Genomic DNA, 20,805 nt, shown 5'->3' on the forward strand with positions numbered 1-20,805 from the left:
CCGGTGACATTCGATGCGCGAGACCGTCTGCTCGCCTATCAAAACGCGCCCAGGCTACGACACGGCCCGCCGCCGGGAACCCGTTCCGCGAAAACATCGATGGCGAACAGATCCGGCGAATCCGCCGGGCCTGTTTCGCGGTGAATCAACGCCAGTTCTCCGAAGCTTCTCCAGATCGGCGCGGCAGCGTCCACAATGGACCGAGAACGAAGATGGCCTGCCGGAGCTGTTCATGGGGGTCATCGGGCAATTCAGAGGCAGCGTCCGCCTTTGGTCCACAAAGGACCCGTTCAGGCCGCACGATCGCGGTCCGGCTACGACATCGGCAAGCCGCCCTGCGGGTACAAGCCACCCCAACCCTTCCAAAGCGCTCAAGGGCCTGACGAAGACACGACTGGAACTCTCCGCCCGAGCCACCAGGTGCTGCTCGTGCACGAAACGCGTGGTCGAAGTCGAGTGTCGCCGAACTGCTGAAGAACCCGAAGTACACCGGCTACCGGGTCTCCAACGCCGTTGATTCCAAAGTGGATGTTCGATGAGTTCAACGCACGCAGCGCGAACAACAAAGGTTCGCGTGACGGCACCGCCCGAAGTAGGATCCGAGGGCGAACGCACCTGTCTCCCACGCGGTCGCATTCTGTGCGAGTGCCGGCGCCGCATGATCGGCAATCCTCGCCACGGAACCACGTGCTACCGCTGTCACCCCGCCGACAACAACCGCGGACGGCCCGACACGAACGTGGCGAACAACGTCAACGTCACAGCGCAAGCTCGCTGACACGGTGCGCAGACAGGAAAACCTACTCGGCCAGGCGGAGGACGCAGACCCCAGCGACCGGTTCACGCAAGGTCTGCGCCAGCGATACAACGAGCTCGACCAAGAGCGGGAGGCGATCCTTGCCGCACTCGCCAGTCATGGAACGTGTCTTCCTGCGTGGACCGACTGCGGTGCAACTCCACATTCGACGAGCAGGACTGCGACGAACCAAGCCGACCGCTGAGCGAAGCGAAATCCAAGCGGGACCCAGGAACGGCCTGACCGCCGAGCGAAGCGAAGGCGCCCTCCCGCCCGACGCGGACGGCCGAGCGAAGCGAGGCCGAAGCGGGGGTCCGGGGGCGCAGCGCCCCTGCTGGGGCCTGGGGGCTCGGCCCCCAGAAAACACAAGCACTCGATGAGGGCGAGCGCTCTCCGCGAGCACACCTCACCGAATCGAGTGCCCCCGGCGCGTCTCGTACAACGTCTACACGCTCTCGCACCCGCCGTGAACTGCAGGTTTCCGCCACCGTAGAGGTCCCCCGTGGCCGCCGCCGTCGTACCGGCGGTGAAGGATGAATCCGAACGAGATCATCCATGGCCTGACTGACCTGCAGGCTGACGGCTTGGCCTGTCCAGTTTGCGCAGCGAACTTCATGCAGGTCCATGTTGCTTCGGTGCCTGTTGGCCGCTCGGTTACCGGCTCCCAGGTCCACGCGTGCGTCGACGGGTGCGTCGCATCAGCTACGGCAGCCGTCGCAGCTCGGCGTCGAGCTGGCGGTGCACGATGACCGCCGTTGTCCGGCGCGATCGCTCGCTGTGGGTCCAGTGCGCGTGCACGGCTCTGGTCGCGCTCGGCGCGGCGTACGCCTCGTACCGACACGGGCGCGAGTTCGCGCTCCGGTTCGGCGCGGACGAGACGACCGCGGCGATCTGGCCGCTGATCGTGGACGGCTTGTTGACCACGGCGACGGTGGAGCTGTGGAAGACCGGTCACGGCGGCGGGCGCTGGAAGGCCTGGCTGGCGTTCGTGTTCGGCATTGTGCTCTCGCTTTGCGCCAATGTGGCCGCGGCCCCGGAGTTGAGCGTGTTCGCCGTGGCGGTCGCGGCGTGTCCGCCATTGGCGCTTCTCCTGGCGGTCGAGCTGCTCAACCATGCGCTGAAACGCCGCCGCGCCGAGTGCGCGAACAAGACCGGAACCGAGAGCAACGAGAACAGTGACGAGAGCGCCGACGTGGTGCGTCTCGCGGCGATCTCGGACGACTCTCTACCGCCGGCAGAACCGACCGCCGAGCAGCGAATGTGGGCCTACTTCCGGGCACAGGTCGCACGCGGTCGGATGCCATCCGGTGCGGAGCTGGATCGTGCAGCGGGAACCAATAACTACGGTCGCCGGGTGCTGCGCCAGTGGCACGAGGAGGGCCGAGTCAGCTCCACGGCTGCTCAGCTTCGCCAGCAAAGCCCGCCGAACTGCAACACAACACTACATCGATCTTGAGAAAGCGCGTCAGCCATGTGCGAGTCTCCTGGGACAAGCTCTCCAAGGTCGTGTATGGATCAATCCATGACACCGGAGCAGGCGGCACAGTTGATCGACATGATCGATGACTACGCGATCTGTTCAGATCTTCGTGCGTATGCCTGGGGACGGCGTCGCTGGCTGCAGGAGACAGGCGCGTCCAACGACATGATCAAGTACGCGCGCGAGGTCGAGCAGAGCAAGGCTCAGCACGCGCAAGATGCCTTCGACGGAGTGCGCAAGTTTGTTGAAGCGCTGACGCGTGGCGAGTCTCCGGCTCTGCATGCTGACCGTGATGATGCGCGCGAGTTGCTCAGCGACTTCGTCAGCGCCGCCGATGCCGCGGTCAGAGAGCAGTTGAGCAAGCAAAGGACGTCGCACGAACTGCTGAGCACCCGGAGCGCTGCCGGAATCGTTGTCGAGTGTTGGCGCGACGTCTTGGAGCCCTGGCACTACTACTTCAGCGACGCCGAGATGGCCTGGATGAGCATGATCACTACACGCGATATCGCTCACCTGATTGACGTCAGGGCGAACGCGATCAACTTTGAAGGCGTTCGACGTGTGATGACCGATGGTGACCGCGAAGTCCTGCCGAAGACCGGCGTGCGCGATGCTCTCGGACCGGCGTGGCGCGCGATCGAACACCGCATCGCTGATCGCATCACGAGTGCGGTCGCGAACGGTATGACCGCTGCTACGTATGTCGGCTGGGCTGGCCGAGTTTGCTCGGACTGGTGGGGTGGCACGCGCTGGGTGGCGCTGGCTGAGCAGGTCGCTGAGGAGCTCGCGCTGAACGACGCGGAAGTACGGCAGCTGGTGACTGCTCCACACCAGTTGCCGTTCGACCGGTGGGAAGCAGTGATCGACGCGTTGACGAACATCAAGTACTGATTGGTGTAGGACAGGGGCTTGAGACTGATGACGAAGTCTGGCTGGCGTACCGATCCGCAGGTGGACAAGCTGTTCGACAGATACCACGAGGTGGGGAATGCCTATTGCTCGACCACTCGTGCAGCCGATCCGATCGCCTTGGCCGAGGCTGTACTCAATCGCCCGGTTCAGGTAGCCGACAGCCGTTTTCGTTCCCAGGCTGCCTTCTACGCCCTTTGGGGTGAGTTGCTCGTTGTGGTGTGGCACCTTCGTAACCGCGGTGTCTCCGCTCAAGCGCTCTCCGACGGTCGGGGCTTGTTGAGCCGCAACGACGTCGACCGCCTCATCGCTGAGGCAACCGCGCCCACAGCCCGTTCGCTTGCTGAGAACTGGGCGAGCTCAGCATTCGTCGGCGAGGTTGCGAACAAGCTCAACCAGCTACGGCGGGCGGGGAAGGAAGCCGAAGCCGAGCGGCTACGCAAGGCCGCCCGCCCCTTCTTGCGCGTCTGGTTCGAACAGAACGTGCCCGCTGACCCGCCGGACGAAACTGCCCGCGCCTTACTCCCGGCCTCCTGAAGTTGTTGCCGCCGAACGCGCAGCGTGGCAGGACGCTCGACGTCTCGTCAAAGAACGCATCCGAGAGCTCTGAACCAGGAAGGGAATGAATGGTGCGGAACGCGGCGCTGAACGCGAAGCAGCTGGCTGTTCTCAGGTGGGTCAGCGGCGGGTGCGCAGACGGCGTCTACGAGGGAACAGCTCACCGCCTGGTCGCTCGTGCGCTGCACAACCGCGGCCTGATCGTGGTGAAGGGCAACGGACCGTCGTGGACGGCACGAATGACCGACGAGGGCAACCACTTCCTCGAACACGGCGAGCACCCGCCAGCCGACGTCCGCGTGGAAAGCAGCCGTCCGACAAACGATCGCCCTGTCAAGGCACGGAAGCACGGGCCAGTCGACCAGCTGATGACGTCGCTCGCGGAAGCGCCCGATCGCCGCGTCGTCGTACCGCACGCCGAGGCTGGCAGGTACCGAAGGCTCGCCGGGATGGCAAAGAACCTCGACCGGATCCCGGAAGGGTTCCTCATCTCCTTCGGACACTCACGGGAATCCGGCGGCTTCATGGTGACGCTGACTCTGGAGCCAGTACCCGACTGGCAGACCAAAGTGCTGGACCCGTTGCACGTCTCGCACGAGTTGTCGAACCCCAGTGATGTCGTGCGCACCATGATGGCGAGCGACAACTTCCCCGTCGCCGGCGAGCCCCGAGATCGGGCTTTCCGGTTGCTGGAGGCGCTTGTGGCTGGCGCTCAGGAAGCGGGAATGACGGTCGATACCGGGCATCAGGCGCGCCGCGGGTACGGGACCGGCGCTCGCACCCAGGACGAGGTCACATTCCGCATCGGCCAGGACACGTTCCAGCTGCGCTTCACCCAGGCCACCTTGCAACGTCCCCACGAACCGACGGAACAGGAACTCGCAAAAGCACGCCGTGGCTACATGTTCCCGGACTTCGACGAGATCCCGGACGAGCACCTCGGCGTCGTCCTGGACGGGCCTGGCGCGCAGTTCTGGGCAAGCAGGTGGAAGGACACCAGTGACCACCGCTTGGAGGACGACCTTGCACAGATGCTGGAAGAGATAGGTCTCCGTCACGGGTACCTGACCGATTTGCGCGTACAGGAACAGGAGCGACAGCACCGGGCCCAGGAGGCACGGGTTGAGCGTCAGAGGCGATTGGACGCCGCGCGTGCCCGTGCGGCAGTGGCGTACCAGGAACACGTAATCGACGAAGAGGCTCGTGATCAAGCCAAGAGGTGGCATGAGGCCAAACAGATGCGGGACTACGCCGCTGAGGTCCGTCACCGTGCCTCGGCGCTCGGTACGGACGGTGAGAAACGGGCGCACGCGTGGGCGGAGAGGATCACTGAGGTCGCCGACGCCCTGGATCCGTTCCCAGATCAGGCCCTTCCGCCCGCCGACATCGCTGCGCCTTCGGAGAGCGACCTGCAGGCGTTCATGGACCTGTGAGTCATGAGCAGCCCTAGCCCCACCATCGACGACGCCGCCGCACTTCGACATACCGGACGGGGATCTCCGATGGCTTCAGCGGACGGTCGACGACGGGGCGATGGTTCGCAGGGGTGATCCGTTCTTCCTCGTGCACGCTCGCGATCACGTTGGCGAAGTTGCTGTGCCCGTTCTCGCGCAGCTGGTCGACCAGCCGTGTGACGAGCAGGTCCAAGCGGCGCACTTCCGCTTCCGCCGCGCCCAGCCGTTCCTGCATGGTCACAGCACGATGACCGCACCAGGAGCGCAGCAGTTCGTGCAGTGGGCGTCTGCGTTCGAGGTACCAGCTGTACTCCCACTCCGGATCCGAGGTCCGCTCCTCGCCTCGATGATTGGTGTAGGTCTCGCCGCGTCTAGTCTTCTCGCGGTACTCGCGCTCGTCCTCCAACACGAAGTCCAGCACCGGTGTGGGATTGACCTGACACGCGAACTCTGCGATCAAGAGGCTTCCCTCTGGTGACACCACGTCGTGCCCGTCGGAGTTGGTCAGTGACTCAACCCGATCGACAAGCTGCGCGACCGGGACACCGATCAGCGGTTCGAGCTTCGCCGGATCGATGATCTCGGCCGTCCGATCGGACCAGTCAAGATTGGCGATCTCTTCTGCGATCAACATCTCGAAGATGTATTCCGCAGCTGACCCTTCGGTCTCGGTCAGCTCGAACCCACAGACGCGTTGCCAGTTCGCCATCATCTCGTCGTACCGACGCACATCGGACCACGGCCCGCGCAGGCGCCGTTGTGGAACGTTCGCCTTCTTCTCAGCGGTTTCGCCGTCCAGAAACTCGACCTCGTACCGCGGGTTCCGCTTGGACGTGTCGATGGCGACGACGCGCACGCGCTGCGAGGGGTCGTGATCGCGTTGCCGATAGATCTGCTCGTCACCGATCTGGATCATCGTCCGTGGACCTCGTCGATCTGCTGTGGCTGAAGCCCAGATCGTAGTAGCGCTTTACTACCGACTTCTATCCAGCAAGTACATCGGCCGGCGCGATCCAACCGACTGCACGCACGCGGTCCCAACATGCTGGTTTCTTCGCCCACTCGGTGACGTTTCCGCCACTCGGCGGCGACGTCAGGACGCCGCGCACTATTCGGGCGACATCAGGTACCACTGTCGCGATCGCCTCTGGCAGGGCCTGCTCACGCCAGATACGGTCGAGGTCCAGTCCGCCGACAGCATGCACGATCAGGGACACGACGTAGGCTGCGGTTTGTCCGAGGTAGCCTCCGAAGTTCTCCTTCTGGATCAGCGATCGCGTCTGCCGGAACACGATCGCCTTCGAGACGAGGTGGCGGAAGTACGCGTCATCAGGTGCCTCCCGCTCGGCGAGTTCGGCCTCGAGAGTCCACGTCCGGAAGCACTTTTCCGCGCCCTGGCATACGACGTCCGGTCGTTCGTTGTAGGCGTACTCGTACTTCGCTGCGTCCGTCTTACCAAAGCGTTGCCGCACGGGGTTCTCGCGGTCGAACCGTCGCCGTGACGCCGTGGTCGTGAACTTGTTCTTGTCCACGTCGTACTGCCCGCGGACCCGTTCATAGTACCAACGGGTCTGCACGAGCTCGTCGCCGGATGGTGTCAGCCAGATACTGCGAGAGGAACGCTCCAGACCGACGTGGAACCGGCTGTTGCCCTCAAAGTCAGCAGCAGTAACAGCGTTCTGCGAGTTCGCATAGCGGGAGATCTCCGGAACCATGTGGTCAAGACGGTCATCCGGAATCAACGTGATCTTCGCGGGGACTGTCACCTGGGACAGGTCGAGCCCTCTGCGCGCAGCATTGTGCAGCGAAGCCGTGGTCTGGCCGCCATTAACGATCTGGAGCTCTGTCAGGCCTCGCAGGAGCAGCCCGTCCGGTGTCCGCTCGATCTCCGCAGCTCGAGCCGTAGCCGAGACGCCGTTGTTGTAGGCCAGGAAACGGCCTGGCTGGCTCTTGATCGTTGCCGCTATGCCCTTGTTGACCTTGCCACGCGCCTGCAGGAAGGCTCGCACGTTGCGCTGGAGCAGGCGGCTGTGGTGCTCGTCGTACAGATCTGCAAGAAGCTTTCCGGGGAGCATGGTGAGAAGGCAGCGGTAACCATCTGCCTGTTCGGAAGACTCGAGGCACTGCACCTCGTAGCCCAGCTTCGCGATGTCGATGAGGATGTCCTCCTGCTGGGCGCCGGAGCTGATCAGTCGATGCAGTCGGGTGGCATCCCACACATGCACGGCTGTTGGAAGCCCCGCAACAGTTGCTTCCTCGGCACGCCGCAGCCCAGTCGTCCCATCGGTGAAGACGAAAATCCGGATCGTGTGCAGATCCGGCCACGCGGTGTGGATCCGTTGGACCATGTCGTAGGTCGGGCTTGATCGCTCAAGCTGTTCGTGCATGCCGTTCCGGCAGAACTCGGCGAAGGCACCCACGCGTCGGACCAACTGAGTCAGTCGCTCGCGTTTCAACGGCTCGGCTCCCAGCCCATACTCGGTTGTTACGAGCTGGAGGATTGTTCCGTCGCCAGCGATGTCGTAGCCAGCGACTTCGACACGCCGGTTCTGCCACGGCACAAACAGGTAGCAGGTTTCGAGGTCGTCGAGCACACCGTCGTCGATCAGGTACTCGCCGACGATGCTCACAAACGCGTCCCGCACCATCAGCTCGGGCTCGGCGTCGACACGGTCCTCGATTCGGCGCTGCAACTCGGCGGTGAAGTTGACCAGTTCGCCGTCCGTCACGTCGCTACTCCAGTTTGGTGTCGTTCGATCACGAGGGCAGACTTGTTACGTGCAATCCGGGCGAGGGCAGTCAGCCGTGGCCGCAGGGGTTCCGGGGGTATGAGGTGTGCACCAGGCTCCGTACCGCCCCATGCACCAAGTTGGTCAACAGGCAACTCCACGAGCACGCGGGCGAGCGAGGTCTCAGTCGACATGTCAAGGCCGTCGAGCCCGAGCCACCCACCACACGACAGGTAGCGATCCTCACAGCGCACGTAGAATCCTTGGGCGCGCTGCCACTCGGAAGGATCACCGACGGAGTGAGAGTCACTGGTCCGAAGAGCGTTCGGATGTGGAAGAACACGCGGGCTCACCACTATCGAAAGTCCCTCGGCAGCAACGTGTTCCTCGCCGAGATGTTGCCCGGCCGGGTTGTTCCAGAGGAACGGGTCCTGCGCGGTCACGTCGATGCCGTTGACATCGATGCTTGTAACAGGCAGCAAATCTCCGAAAACGACTCCAAGTTCACGGATGCAGCGGTCCAAGATTGCAGCCACGCTCGCTCGCGCCACCTGTGGGCGTGGAGCCCGGAACAGGACGGTCGTCCATGCGCCGGCCTCATCGTCAGCGATCAGACCCGAAGGCGGGTTCTTGCGCGCACGATGCAACCACCATGTGTCCGTACCCGACGCCGAGGTCAGAATCCGGCAGTCCGGAGCGGTGCGGGAGTTCCAGCTCGTAATTTCGTCGTAGAGCGAAGCCGCGATACCGAGGGCCGTTGAGGCGTGGGTGGATGGACCGCCGCCGCATAGCACTTGCTGCAACACGGGTTCGACGAACGGCTCGCCGTCGTGGAGAAACGCCAGTCTGGCGGTTGTGTTGGTGCCTGCCGTTCGGATCCGGATCTTGTGAGCACCGGATCGCATTGCCTGATCCACTAGTGCAGCCAGCATCTTCATGACGCTGCTTTCGTCGCTCGTGGCGCCGAGGCGGTCAACCAACCCCAGACCGGTCGCAAGTTCATCACCGAACAGCCGCTTTTTCGGCAGGGACCTGCGTATCGGAGCAGGTGCCTGCGGGGGCGTGGCGTACACAGAAACACTCGGCTCTGCGTCGTCCGCGACGATCCCTACCTCGGCAAGCTTGGTGACCAGGTTTTTCTTGGCCTTGCCCTCGACCTGGCGGGCCCTCTCGCGGGTGAAGGAGAAGTGTTCGCCGATCTTCTCCAGCGTGAGGTCATCCTCGCCGTCAAAGCCGAACCGTAGCTCAAGGACCTTGGCCTCGCGTTCCTTGAGCGACGACACCGCCTTCCGTACGAGCTCCGCCCCAACTGCTCGGTCCACCACGTAGTCCGGGTTGGCGTCGTGCTCGAACGGAATTGGCACCAGTTCGGCAAAGGTGATCTCGCCGTCGGCACCGAGCGGCGCATCGATGCTGATAACACCGGCTGCGAGACGCAGACATTTCACAACCTGCTCCGGCGACAACTCGGCGCGCCTGGCTATCTGGGCTATCGAGCAGTCGTCGTTCTCGCGCTGCAGCTTGCTTCGGATTGCCTGAACCTTGCGAACGATCTCGTACATGTGGACGGGCAACCGGATGGTCGCACCCTCGTCGGCAACGGCACGGCTCATTGCCTGGTTGATCCAGTTGATGGCGTACGTCGAGAACTTGAGTCCGCGGGAACCGTCCCACTTCTCAATGGCCCGCATGAGACCGAGTACCCCGTGTTGCTGCAGGTCCTCGAAATCGAGGCCAGCACCGAGGTACCTGCTGACACTCGATCCGACAAGGCCCATGTTGTGCATCACCATGACGTCGAAGGCCCGCGCCCGTTCGTCGTCATCGCGGACTGTCGAGCGGAATCCTCGCGGCAGTTCGTCCACTAGGCCGACGCCGACGGAACGCATCAGCAGGGCAAGTCCGACTTCCTCGATCGCCGTCATGACCCGCTTGGCCCGGGCATTGCTCGTCAGCTTCGTCCCGATCAGGCTGCGGGCAGCCGACACCGCTTCGTCATTGGCCGCCGGAGGAGCAGGCTCAATTTCCGCCAGATCGTCAACAGGTACACGAGCTGCTGGCAGGGTCAGATCCGGCCACTCACGATCCGTGCGGTCCTGCACACGGTTGTCCACAAGGTCAGCCGGCAAGCCGCGCAGCGCCGTCGGCCGACCCGCCCCCGAATAGGAGAGAACCAGTTCGACCTGGGCGGTTGAGCCGAGGACCTGCAGAACGTTCTCAGAGCGTTCCTGGCTTGCAAGGGTGTCGAGGGCTGCCAGTACGACGTGGTCGAACCGCATTCCTATGGCACTTGCCCATGTGAGCACCTTGATGCCGGGATCGGACGCCGTCACCCAGGCATGGCGTGGGACGACGTGGTTGGACAGGTACCACTGGGTTACACCGTCGAAGAGATCCTCGATCCCGGTTCTGAACACCTGGACGAGTTCCTGCGTCGGCAGGAGAACCCCGATCTGTGCCTCACGGTGGTTCGTCGCGTGGTCCACGATGAACCGGATCTCCTCATCGACATCGTCGTGTCCAACCAGCAACGGTCGAGGGCCGTTCCGACACGGCGCGTTGATGTGAAAGTGTCCTTCGAAGTGCCCCAGAAACTCACGGATCTGCCTGGTGCCGTCGCTGCTGTCTCGCAGCATCGTTGGTGTTTGTGCGCCAAGAACAGTGACCAGTTCGTCGAGCGGCGTGCCCGACTCGTCAACCGGCTGCACGGGATCGATGAACACGGTCGCTGCGACACCAAGCAGCCGGAGCACCGCATAGAACTCGGTCGGCAACTGTTGGCCATGGACAACGACAACGTGCCGTCGGTCGAGTGGCCGAACGTAGCGAGCCCTGAGGCGTTGGCGAAACTCCCACAGATCCACGTTGTGGTCGTCGACCTTCTGAACGGGAACGCGCAGTGCGGCGCGCCACGTGTCGCTGCAGTACGCAGCGAAGGTCATCACGGTGTCTCCGCGGCTCTCGAACGGCATCAGGCCGCGGATGCGGTGGTTCAGCACGCTCGATCTGGTGATGACGTGCAGTTCCTTGCCATGACCACGCAGGCGGCGATACGCAGCAGCTGCCTCGGCGGCCTGATCAATTCCGGGCGGGGCAACCAGAACTTCGTAACTGGCTGCTTCGTGAACAGGCGCGCGGAGCGCGGCGCTCACACCACACCTCCGGGTACTCCTCCGATGGCGGTCACAAGATCTGCAAAGAACCCGAACTCAGGATCGACAAGCAGTCCTCGATCCAGCTGCCTGTTCGTCACCTCGCAACTGGTCTCGGGTACCAACGAGCACGCATGACACGCGGCCAGAGACAGACCGTCCGGCCCCTGACCAGGATGCTCTCCGCACACTGGATCGAACGAGCACCACTGCGCCGATGTCACTGACATGTCAAGCAGCCGCCCCAACCGCGGGAATTCCCCCATGCGAACAAGACCGCCCAGCGTTCCCTCGGAGTCACCGGCCGCGGTGTAGATCAGTACGCCGGCCATGGCAGGCGAATTGGTCTCGTCAGTCACGTAAAGGCGCTCACGCAGCGAGGACGTCGAGTAACCCGCCTCGAACGCGGTATTGCGAAGCAGGAGATGCGCGAACGTGTGGAGCAGTACATGCCGTGGCGTCGGCTTCGGGAGCCACGCGGCTCCCTTTCTCTCATGCCGTTCCAACAGTTTCCGGCACCGTTCAACCACAGGATCGCGTTGTTCCCACTCAGTGAGGGCACTCTCGTCGAACCTCAGGAAGAATCCCTCACCGAACACTTCGATGGCTGGCAGGAAGTCGGCATCCACGCTCAGGTTCGACTTCACCTTCTGCTGCATCGTGTGGCGCTCGAAGTGTGTGAGCACGCGAACCTCGCGCAGGCGGTCCACCAGCACAACATCAGCGATCACCTGACTCCACAGGCTCTCGGTGGAGGGGTTACCCCGCATCGAGCGGCTGGCGCGCCGGGTGATGAACAGATCGCGCGGGTGGTGTTCCTCAACCTGGGGGTTGATCAGCGCCGACCATTCGTCTGGCCGAATGTTCTCGGGTCCTCCGTCAGCCGGCACAAGCGGGTCCGTCGTCTCATGCGCCAGCGCGGCCTCCACTTCGGACCTGGCGAGTCCGTACTGTGCTGCAGCAAGGTCGATCATCTGACTGGCCAGCGCATATCCCGGATCAGTGACCAGGAACTTGAACTCCTTGCTTCGGCGCAGTGCGTTCAGCGGATCGCTGACCATGCGCCAAGCGGACTCCGGCGGGATGTCGATCGCACTTTCGACGTGCGGGAAGTACACGCTGGAAGCTCCCCGCTGCATGGCCACCACCGGCTCGGAGCAGTTCTGCGCGTCGGAGTTGTCCTGCCACGGCTGTCTGCCCGTACAGCGCACGCCAATCTGCCTCAGGCCGATTCTGGTCGTGAGCCCGTCCAGGGATCGTTCTCCACTGCATGTCTCACAACGCACGACCAGTGAGTTCAGTCCGCCGCCGACCTTGGATCTGTTCAGGAACCTCAGGTCGGGTCGCTCACACTGGAACTGGTTGCGGCCACGGCGCATCCCGCTGTGTGCCCACTTTCCCCAGTCGACATCGGCCAAGTGCCCGTCGCCGCACACGGCGACAAACCGCATCGGTACAAGTTGTTTACTGCCAGGGCATTGCTCACACGCCGGCGCGATGTTGGCGATCTCCTTCTTGTACGACCACCGGTACATACGTCGGCAGGATCCGCAGAAGAGCCACTGGGGAAACCTGTAGTAGGGAATCGGCCGGCGCGGCGACGGCGCGGCAAGTGAATCGATCTTCAGGTACGACGCCAGTCTCGGGAAGTCAACAGGTACGAGGGGGCGTCGCCACTTTCCGGCGTCCTCGACCACGAATGACTCGCCCACGAGATCGATGATCGCGCCCGGACCGAACGGACTGATGATCTGTGCACGTCGTACCTTGCGGGCGGTCATCTCCGGGTTCCCCTCACCTGCACCTCGATCTCGACGTCGACGCTGCGCATCGAGTCGAGCGTCGCCCAGCCGTCTCCTCGTTCGGTGAACCGCTTCAGCAACCTCGGTCGCTCGTGGCCGAAGTTGCTGTAACGAAGGCCTCCCAAGGCCTGTGAGTCGATCGCCCGCTTCGACCACGTCTCGATCAGGTCATCGAGGTGAACCTGTACGCGCGCGAGCTCGGTGGCATCCGCCTGCTCCACCCTCGCGAGAAACAACTCCAGCAGGGCTGTCAGGCGCTTGTCGTCCGGATCGAACAGGGCTGCGTCCTGGTTCTCGGTCAGGCCGAGGGCATGACGGACCAGGATGACAAGATCAGCGTGCAGCGCGCGTTCCCGCGCTGGTACCGAGAACGGCGTCACCGAACTCGGTTCCACAGAGCGGTAAAGACTTGCGTGGTAGGGGACAAACGACTCGTAGTGCGAGCGGTCGCGCGGCTTGGACGGTGAGTAGACCGTCACAACGAGACCTGGCCTGTCAGCCTTTCGGCCTACGCGGCTGGTTGCCTGGATGTACTCGGCAGTCGTCTTGGGCTGACCAACCACGGTCATGAGCCCAAGACGACCAACGTCAACACCGACGGAGATCATGTTGGTGCTGGCCAGAAAGGCCACACCCTCAACGTCGTCGTGTGGCCTCTTCAACCGTTCGAGTCGTTTCGGAATCTGGATGGAAGCGACGTTGCTCGTCAGCTCAACGACATTGTCATCATCGATGTGTCTGATCTCGTCCTCAGCCCGCGCGATCACCTTCAGACGCGAGGGGATGTCATCCGAGGCGAGGTTGATCGTCTTACCGAGCTCGCGAAGACTGTTGTGGTAGACGACGAGTGTCGAGTAGGCATCGGCAACCTGGGCCGACAGCTCGATCTCGAGCGGAGCCTGGAGCTGCGCGGCGGCGACGTGGATGAGCGCCGTAAGGGGCGTGTGCCCCTGAGGCATGATCCCTGCGTATGCGCGTCCGGGCCGCATATCGTCGGTCCGGACGAAGTACGAGTCGGCGGCGTTGACTCCTGCGGGAGGAAACAGCGCGACCTCGCGTCCGAACACACCCTGTGCCTGCTCGTCCGCGCGGCGGATGGTGGCAGTCGCGGCGACGATCTTCGGCCTGTGTCCAAGGTGCTGCATCAGAACGTCGAAGGCGGCCTCGTAGAGCCCGACGATGGTGCCGAGCGGACCGGAGATCAGGTGGAACTCGTCCTGGATGATCAGAGACGGTCCGGGGTCGTGGCCCGCGCCGAAGAACGCTCCGGTGTCCTTGTTCCACACGGCCCGAGCAAACTTGTCGACCGTGCCGACGAGCATCGTGGGCGGGTTCTCGTAGAGATCCTCGTCCACGGACGACATGGGCAGCCCGGTGCGGAACCGACACTTCTCGTTCAGGCACCTGACCCGGAACGAGCTGTTGGTTACCGAGATGCCCCACAGCTGTTCGTCCTCAGGACCGTTCGGCACGATCCTGGTCCCACACCACGGGCACGCCTCGATCTGGAAGCCCTGGTCCTCCACCACACCCTCGCGCGCACGGGCCAACAGTTTGCGCGCATCGGAGTACGTGTTGGGACTGTTGTTGGCGCCGACCCAGATCCCTATCGACACCGGTCGGCTGCCCAGCGCCCCGTTGGCCTGGTCACGCAGCACCTCGCAGGCCGCGATCATGGTGGCCGCGCGCTGGAACTGCTGGGTTGTGAGCAACCTCAGCGTGTACCTCGTAATGACCGTGGTGCCGGCTCCCTCGTCGCGACGGGTCAGCCGTCGGTGCAGGATCGTGAACGCGGCGAGCCCAAGGTATGCCTCTGTCTTGCCACCTCCGGTGGGGAACCAGATCAGGTCAACAAGATCGCGGTCCTCACCTTCCTGCACAACGCCCTTCACTGCCAGGAGAAGGAATCCGAGCTGGAACGGCCGCCACGTGGGGTCAAGCGACTCGTAGTCCACCGTTGGATCCGGTGCCTGGGAGAGCGGATGCGGCGAACCGCCGAGGTCCTCAAGGCTGTGCGCCATCTGCATGGCCATCGCACGGTTCGCCAGTCCGAACGCCCTACGTGCGTCTGGATCGTCGCGGAGGAACTCGACCCCTGCAAGCATGCGGTCCCGCGCGTTCTCGGCCCGATCCTGAAGCCGCTGTACCGCAGGAAGAAGTCGCGGCGGGAGGTTCTCCGACACAGCTTCCCATGTCGATGCAATCCAGTCCGTGTATCTGCCGACGAACCTGGTCAGGAAACCAACAGTTTCCTCTGTGGTGGACTCGATTTCGGCCAGCCGGTTCAACCGGACGGCATCCGCCACGTCCGGCACGTCGAATGCAACATCTGGAACGACATGCACGGGAAGAAAGGACGTGCTGACCCAGTCTGGGCGTTCAGTGGTGATGTCCCAGCAGGCCGCTGCCCCGTGTCCCACCGCATAAACCGGTACGTCGCGGTATAGGAGTTCGAGTTCCTCTGCCTCTTCATCGCTGTGGGTGTGAACCTGCGTCGGATAGCGGGTGATACCGCCATCTGTCACCGAGCAACGCAGCCCGACCTGGAACAGACAGTCCTCAGGCTGTACCGGACGGCCTTTTTCCTGCTTCCTGCGGTTGACCAGAACGACGGTGACTATGAGCCCGCCGGGATGCTGACGCCAGGTCACCTCCAAGGTGGCTGCGTCGTCCCAAAGGGGAACGCTTCGGTGCGTTCCGCCAGATTCCGGCGGAACGCACCGAACCGCATCGGTTCCGTTGAGGTCGAGAGAGTGACGCTGCCACTCGTCCTCGGCGACGTTCAGATAGCGAGCCGCGTGGACGTCGACGAGTAGCGTCGACCGGCTCGTGGTCATGAAGCTGATGCCTGCTGAGCTTGGGCGGTTCTGGCCGGCCAGTGTTATGGGGTCCTCGTCGTTGTCCTCCGGGAGTGCCCCTGCCCTGTCATCGATCTCCTCGTCGTCCTCGACGGGACTTCCCGCATCGGCTGCCGCCACATCGAGGGATGTCGGGTAAAGGATGGCCGTCAGATATCGGTGTTGTGGAGCCTTCTCGTACAGGACTTCGCTGTCACCGTCGACTGGACCCACAAGTTGGTCGTGAAGGTAGCCCAGCATCCGGTCCCGGTCGGGGAATCGGGTGGCATCCGGTTCCATCACCGTCCCGCTTCCTGATCGGCAGGCTTCACGATCCACAGCGCAGCCTTGGCCCTGGTCATGCCGACGTACAGCTGAGCTCGCGCCGTCTGTTCGTCCGTGTCCTCGTCCGTTTCCAGAACGACGTACCGACTTTCCAAGCCCTTGAAGTCGGCTACCTTGGCAAAACCGACGCGTCCGCGGCCCGGCTTGCGCATACGCATGAGGTCGAGCGCGTCCACACGCTGGCGCCACGGGGCAGGCAGCTCGACGAAGACGGAATTCGCCATGTCGTGTGGCGACAGCAGTACCACCTGCTCCAGCGGCACGTCGTGTTCTTCGAGTTCCGCCAGGACTGCGGCCACGGCAACAGCGGCTTCCGAGCGGTGCGCATCAATCACGACGACCTCGCGACCATGCCCCGCCGTCGTTACACCGAGGTCGGCGCCAGTCCGATCACGCGTGGCTTCAACGATCTCGGTCGTGTTCCTGCAGTTGTCCATCAGGTCCACAACGGCCGGTCGCTGCGCCTGCAGCGTGGCCATCGCGGTTTCCTCATACCGGCCAACCAGTCCACGTTGGTTGTTGGAGTCCAAGAGGAAGGACCAACGTCCGTCGGCGAGACCCCCGCATAGCGCGGCCTCGATGACCTTGAGGTCCTGCTCGTTGACGATGTCCTGCGCCTCGTCCACGACGACCATGTCGAAGGCGTCGACGTCGAAGGTCGGCACCTGGTCGAACGCGACCACGGTGATGTCGTCGAGGTCGGGCTGCGCACGGATGAAACTCGCAAGGATGTCACTGCGGCACGTAAGCAGGACACGATCACCGGAACTCCGTGCGCGTCGGCACATCTCTACCGCGAGCATCGTCTTGCCCGTGCCTGCGCCACCTTCGAAGATCAGTCGGGGATTCCGACGGTGGTGGTCAAGAGCCCTGTACTGACGCGTCGTAAGAGCGACCAGTTCCTTCTCGACGAGGTCGTCAAGTCGCCGCAACGACAACACACGATCGAAGTCCGGACGCAGGGCGCTGAGGTACTGCTCGACTTCCTCCGAGGAAAGCTGGCTTCGCCCGTTGGACCTGCCCTCCCAGAAGGTACCCAGCTTGTCGAGGCAGGCCGCCCAGCCCTCCGCCCGAAGCCGGGCAGCGTCGATCACCATCTCCGGACGCCACTCGACGCTGACTGCGTTGAAGTCGCAGTCCGGAAAGACGACGCCGTACCCGAACACCGTGCGACGCACCAGTTCGGGCCCGACATCGCGTCGCAGAACGTTCTCCAGAGCGAACATGCTCGATCTTGCCTGCTCGAGCGGGCTCTCCTTCAGCCGGTGCCTGGTTCCACGAAGATCCTGGGTGTGCCAGACGCCGTTCCTGCGGGAGATGCCACCGCCCTTGGCCTCCAGCACCAGCAGACCGCGCGGCCCCAACAGCAGGAAGTCGATCTCACACACACGTTTGCGTTCGTGTTCGGGCAGGTTGAGGCTGTGCAGGGCGTATTGCCAGCCGTCGGCTTCAAGTTCGGACAGCTGAGCAAAGATGTCCTTCTCGGCACGGCTGGGGTTGGAACCTATCCGGTTCGGGATCATCCTCATCGAGATACGCCTGCTTTACGACGAACGGGCATGAGAGTCGAATGCATGTTCGAGATCCTCAGTGAAGCGCTCCTTGCCGGCCGACCTGAACAAACACATGCGATCGCTTATCGCTGCGTTGCCAGCCTCGGTTACATCGCACGAGTTCGAACTCCGATCACGGGCATGAGACGCGACTGCGCGCAATAAGACCATATTCAGCACGCGCCTGAGTCATTCTGACGCAATCGCGCGCGCGGAGCATCGGATCAGACACCCACGCAACGGCAGCGACAGGGGTAGCGAGGAGCGTTTTCGCAGCTAGGAGTACACCAGAGGCGCCGACAGCAGCGTTGCACCCGAACCGGGATGTCCTTGTTTTGACCAGTTTTACTGAAGTCACATCCCGCCGTTACGCCATCCGAGTGGCGCAACTGCGACTGGACAGTTGGCCAGCCGACACCATAGGCTCCGAGAGCACGCCCGCCATGAGCGCTTGATTCGCCTGCTCACCAGGACTTTCCGTCAGGCAACGTCCATTGTGGATCGCTGCCGACGAGGCGCCAAACGACTTCCGCATCGAAGACTTCCACACTCAGGTATGTTATCCACGCACATGAACCTGGCGGCGAACCGTAACCGATACCAGAGATCATGGAAGCGGTTGTCACGGGACGGCTACATGGTCCTGGTACTCGTTGGCGCAGTGTTCGAAAGGGTGCGATAGGTGTCCTACTACGGGGTCAAGCTGCAGCGCAGCGACGATCTGCAACTAGCCAGCCACCCCGATGGCTGTACCGAGGACACCTTCGACGAATGGTGCTCACAGAGGCTCGCAAACAACCAGAAGCTGGCCGTCGACCTGTTCTCGGGCGCGGGTGGCCTGAGTCTTGGTCTGGAAGAGGCCGGCTGGACAGTCGCGGTCTCTGTCGACAACGACAACAAGGCGCTGCAGACCCATCGCCACAACTTCCCGGGGTTGGCGCTTGCCCGCGACCTTGGCGACGAAACCCAGCGCCAGGAGCTCGTCAGCCTTCTCCGTCGTACGACAGTAGACCTGATTGCGGGTGGACCACCCTGTCAGCCATTCAGCCGGGCAGGCCGAAGCAAGATCCGCAGCCTTGTGGTGGCCGGACACCGCGACGAGCACGACCACCGACGCGAACTGTGGCAGGCGTTTCTTGACATCGCGTTGGCTGTACGTCCGCGGGCAGTGCTGATGGAGAACGTCCCCGACATGGCGCTCGGCGACGACTTCGCCGTGGTTCGCACCATGGCCGACGAACTTGAGCGTGCGGGCTACTACACCGATCTACGACTCGTCGACGCGTGGCGATATCGCGTTCCACAGCATCGCAAGCGCCTCATCCTGCTTGCGCGCCGCGACATCGAGGACTTCCCCTGGCCAGAGGAGCAGGAGGTACAGACGACGCTGTGGGATGCGATCGGCGACCTGCCCGACCTCAATGACACCACGGGCGCTCGTGTGCTGACCTATCGCAGGCCACGAAAGCTCCCATGGTTCGGCGACGCGATGCGGGCTGGGGCTCCGGGTGGAGTGATCTGGGATCACATGACCCGTCCAGTGCGTGACGATGACCGCGAGATCTTCGATCTCATGGACTCGACCACCCTCTACGCGAACATCCCGGAGAAGTACCGGCGGTACAAGGTCGAAACCTTCGACGACAAGTACAAGAAGCTGGACTGGAAATCGGTAAGTCGGTCGATCACCGCACACATCGCCAAGGATGGGTACTGGTACATCCATCCAAAGCAACTGCGAACCCTCACCGTTCGGGAAGCCGCAAGGGTGCAGACCTTTCCTGATCGATTTCGTTTTGCCGGCACCCGTAGCGACGCGTTCCGGCAGATTGGTAACGCGGTACCCCCGATGCTTGGCCAAGCTGTGGCGACTGCGCTACGGCCGGTCAGCCAGGAGGAACACGAGAAGAATCCCCACGATGCTTCCTCACGCTGGGTCGCAGCGCGTAGCGCGCTGACCACATGGGCACGCCAGCAACGGCGTGGAAAACAGTGGCACACGATGCCGGGCCCCGCAGTTACTCCTGCAGTAGCTGCGGTGGCAGCAGTTCTGACCAGCCGTGGCACGATGCCCAAAGGTACCGAGCAGGTCCTCGAAAGCATCCGAGGTAGGACACGACTGACAAAGGCCGAACTCGAAGCGCTGCAACAGCACCTCGCGACACCGCCAGGACGTCGCCAGCTTGAGCGTTTCCGGCCACTGCTCACCAAGCGCAAGGTCTGGACCGACCCCGATCTACTCGTCGAGCAACTGGACATGAAGCCTGCGGAAGAACAGACCTTCAGACTCCTAGCTGGTCAGGATGTCCTTCTCGCCACGCAAACCACGCTCCGGGTCGCAGCACGGGTTGTCGGCTCGGATTCGGACAGGACCAACCGGCTGAGTGACGGTCGCGTGGATCTTGCCAGGCTGATCGGAGCCGGAGAGGACGCCCCGCTCCGGGCGGCGGCACTCCGGCTGCTCGGCAGCACCGTCTGCAGAGCTCCCAGCACACTCTGCGCAGCCTGCCCTCTCAGTCAGCAGTGCATTGGCGCGACAGCAGATCAGGCGACCGAGACGCTCTTCTAGTCTGCTGCTCCGCGTGACGTCTCAGCCCAGATCCGTTGGGCAGCGCCGACCGCATCTCGACGGATCTCACATTCCCAGACTCGAACTACGTGCCAACCAGCGTCGGCAGCAGACTGGTTGTTGCGCAGGTCGCGCTCACGGTTCGTGTTGATCTTCTTGGCCCATTGATCTGCGTTCGGCCCGCGAAATCTTGCAGGTGTATGGGCCGGACAGCCGTGCCAGAAGCATCCGTCCACGAAGACGGCCAAGCGATGACGCGGGAGGATGAAGTCTGGTGTGCATCGTGGCGCTACCTGCTGGTGAATCCTGTACCGCAGGCCAAGGGCGTGCACCGCACAACGTAACGCGAGCTCCGGCTTCGTGTTGCGGGTGGGTCGGCCTCGCAGATGCTGCCCCTCCGCTGTCGCGATCCATCGATCGGACACTGGGCCTCCCACCTCGTCAAAGGACAACATCCTCCAGGCTGGAGGCGAATGTCCACGTACTCTGCCGAACGCACGAACGAGCAAGACGTTGACTCGTTGCGTCAGCCACGGCTGACCGACCGAGAGGCTGGCATAGCGCCCAGACTGCACGGTGCTCGCAAGTGACAGCTGCGACCTGAGCACAGGACGGACTGCC

12 protein-coding genes and 1 pseudogene are annotated in these 20,805 nt (G+C 63.2%); 6 read left to right on the forward strand and 7 right to left on the reverse strand.

What is annotated here, in order from left to right; translation table 11 throughout:
• Nucleotides 1-440: 440 nt before the first annotated feature.
• From IG04_RS48925 to IG04_RS0113300, 5 genes and pseudogenes are all read left to right on the forward strand, one after another.
• Nucleotides 441-539 (forward strand): annotated as a pseudogene (locus IG04_RS48925) (recombinase family protein); the annotation flags it as partial.
• Nucleotides 540-1,541: 1,002 nt separating this feature from the next.
• Complete coding sequence (locus tag IG04_RS0113285) at nucleotides 1,542-2,252, forward strand: DUF2637 domain-containing protein (protein ID WP_036014571.1); 711 nt, start codon at nucleotides 1,542-1,544, stop codon at nucleotides 2,250-2,252.
• Nucleotides 2,253-2,318: 66 nt separating this feature from the next.
• On the forward strand, nucleotides 2,319-3,167 hold the full coding sequence (locus tag IG04_RS0113290) for a hypothetical protein (protein ID WP_030476920.1): 849 nt from the start codon (nucleotides 2,319-2,321) through the stop codon (nucleotides 3,165-3,167).
• 60 nt (nucleotides 3,168-3,227) lie between these two features.
• Nucleotides 3,228-3,722, forward strand: coding sequence for a hypothetical protein (locus IG04_RS0113295; RefSeq protein WP_030476921.1), 495 nt, complete (start codon nucleotides 3,228-3,230; stop codon nucleotides 3,720-3,722).
• Nucleotides 3,723-3,811: 89 nt separating this feature from the next.
• Complete coding sequence (locus tag IG04_RS0113300) at nucleotides 3,812-5,176, forward strand: hypothetical protein (RefSeq protein ID WP_030476922.1); 1,365 nt, start codon at nucleotides 3,812-3,814, stop codon at nucleotides 5,174-5,176.
• A 13-nt stretch (nucleotides 5,177-5,189) separates the two neighbouring features.
• Here the strand turns inward: IG04_RS0113300 and IG04_RS0113305 are convergent, their stop codons facing one another.
• From IG04_RS0113305 to IG04_RS0113330, 6 genes are all read right to left on the reverse strand, one after another.
• A complete protein-coding gene (locus IG04_RS0113305) occupies nucleotides 5,190-6,113 on the reverse strand; it encodes a hypothetical protein (protein WP_051769794.1) in 924 nt (307 codons plus the stop codon).
• Nucleotides 6,114-6,180: 67 nt separating this feature from the next.
• Entirely contained in the window at nucleotides 6,181-7,926 is a 1,746-nt protein-coding gene (locus IG04_RS0113310) for an AIPR family protein (RefSeq protein ID WP_051769797.1), read from the reverse strand.
• Nucleotides 7,923-11,078, reverse strand: coding sequence for a sigma-70 family RNA polymerase sigma factor (locus tag IG04_RS43950; RefSeq protein ID WP_144065456.1), 3,156 nt, complete (start codon nucleotides 11,076-11,078; stop codon nucleotides 7,923-7,925). Before IG04_RS43950 ends, IG04_RS0113310 begins: the two co-directional genes overlap by 4 nt.
• Entirely contained in the window at nucleotides 11,075-12,859 is a 1,785-nt protein-coding gene (drmB, locus tag IG04_RS0113320) for a DUF1998 domain-containing protein (protein WP_030476926.1), read from the reverse strand. The genes IG04_RS43950 and drmB overlap by 4 nt, the downstream gene beginning before the upstream one ends.
• Nucleotides 12,856-16,017, reverse strand: a complete 3,162-nt coding sequence (locus tag IG04_RS0113325) for a helicase (protein WP_030476927.1) — start codon at nucleotides 16,015-16,017, stop codon at nucleotides 12,856-12,858. The genes drmB and IG04_RS0113325 overlap by 4 nt, the downstream gene beginning before the upstream one ends.
• Nucleotides 16,017-17,591, reverse strand: coding sequence for a nuclease-related domain-containing DEAD/DEAH box helicase (locus IG04_RS0113330; RefSeq protein ID WP_084401650.1), 1,575 nt, complete (start codon nucleotides 17,589-17,591; stop codon nucleotides 16,017-16,019). The genes IG04_RS0113325 and IG04_RS0113330 overlap by 1 nt, the downstream gene beginning before the upstream one ends.
• Before the next feature lie 706 nt (nucleotides 17,592-18,297).
• Between IG04_RS0113330 and IG04_RS0113335 the strand changes: the two genes are divergently transcribed.
• Nucleotides 18,298-20,184 carry a DNA cytosine methyltransferase gene (locus tag IG04_RS0113335; RefSeq protein ID WP_051769802.1) on the forward strand — a complete coding sequence of 629 codons (1,887 nt, stop codon included), beginning with the start codon at nucleotides 18,298-18,300 and terminating at the stop codon, nucleotides 20,182-20,184.
• Here IG04_RS0113335 and IG04_RS45180 read toward each other — a convergent pair.
• A complete protein-coding gene (locus IG04_RS45180) occupies nucleotides 20,181-20,639 on the reverse strand; it encodes a very short patch repair endonuclease (protein WP_084401652.1) in 459 nt (152 codons plus the stop codon). The two genes, IG04_RS0113335 and IG04_RS45180, sit on opposite strands and share 4 nt — an antisense overlap.
• Nucleotides 20,640-20,805 lie beyond the last annotated feature (166 nt).

Source organism: Lentzea albidocapillata (genome assembly GCF_000719115.1).
Classification (GTDB): Bacteria; Actinomycetota; Actinomycetes; order Mycobacteriales; family Pseudonocardiaceae; genus Lentzea; species Lentzea albidocapillata.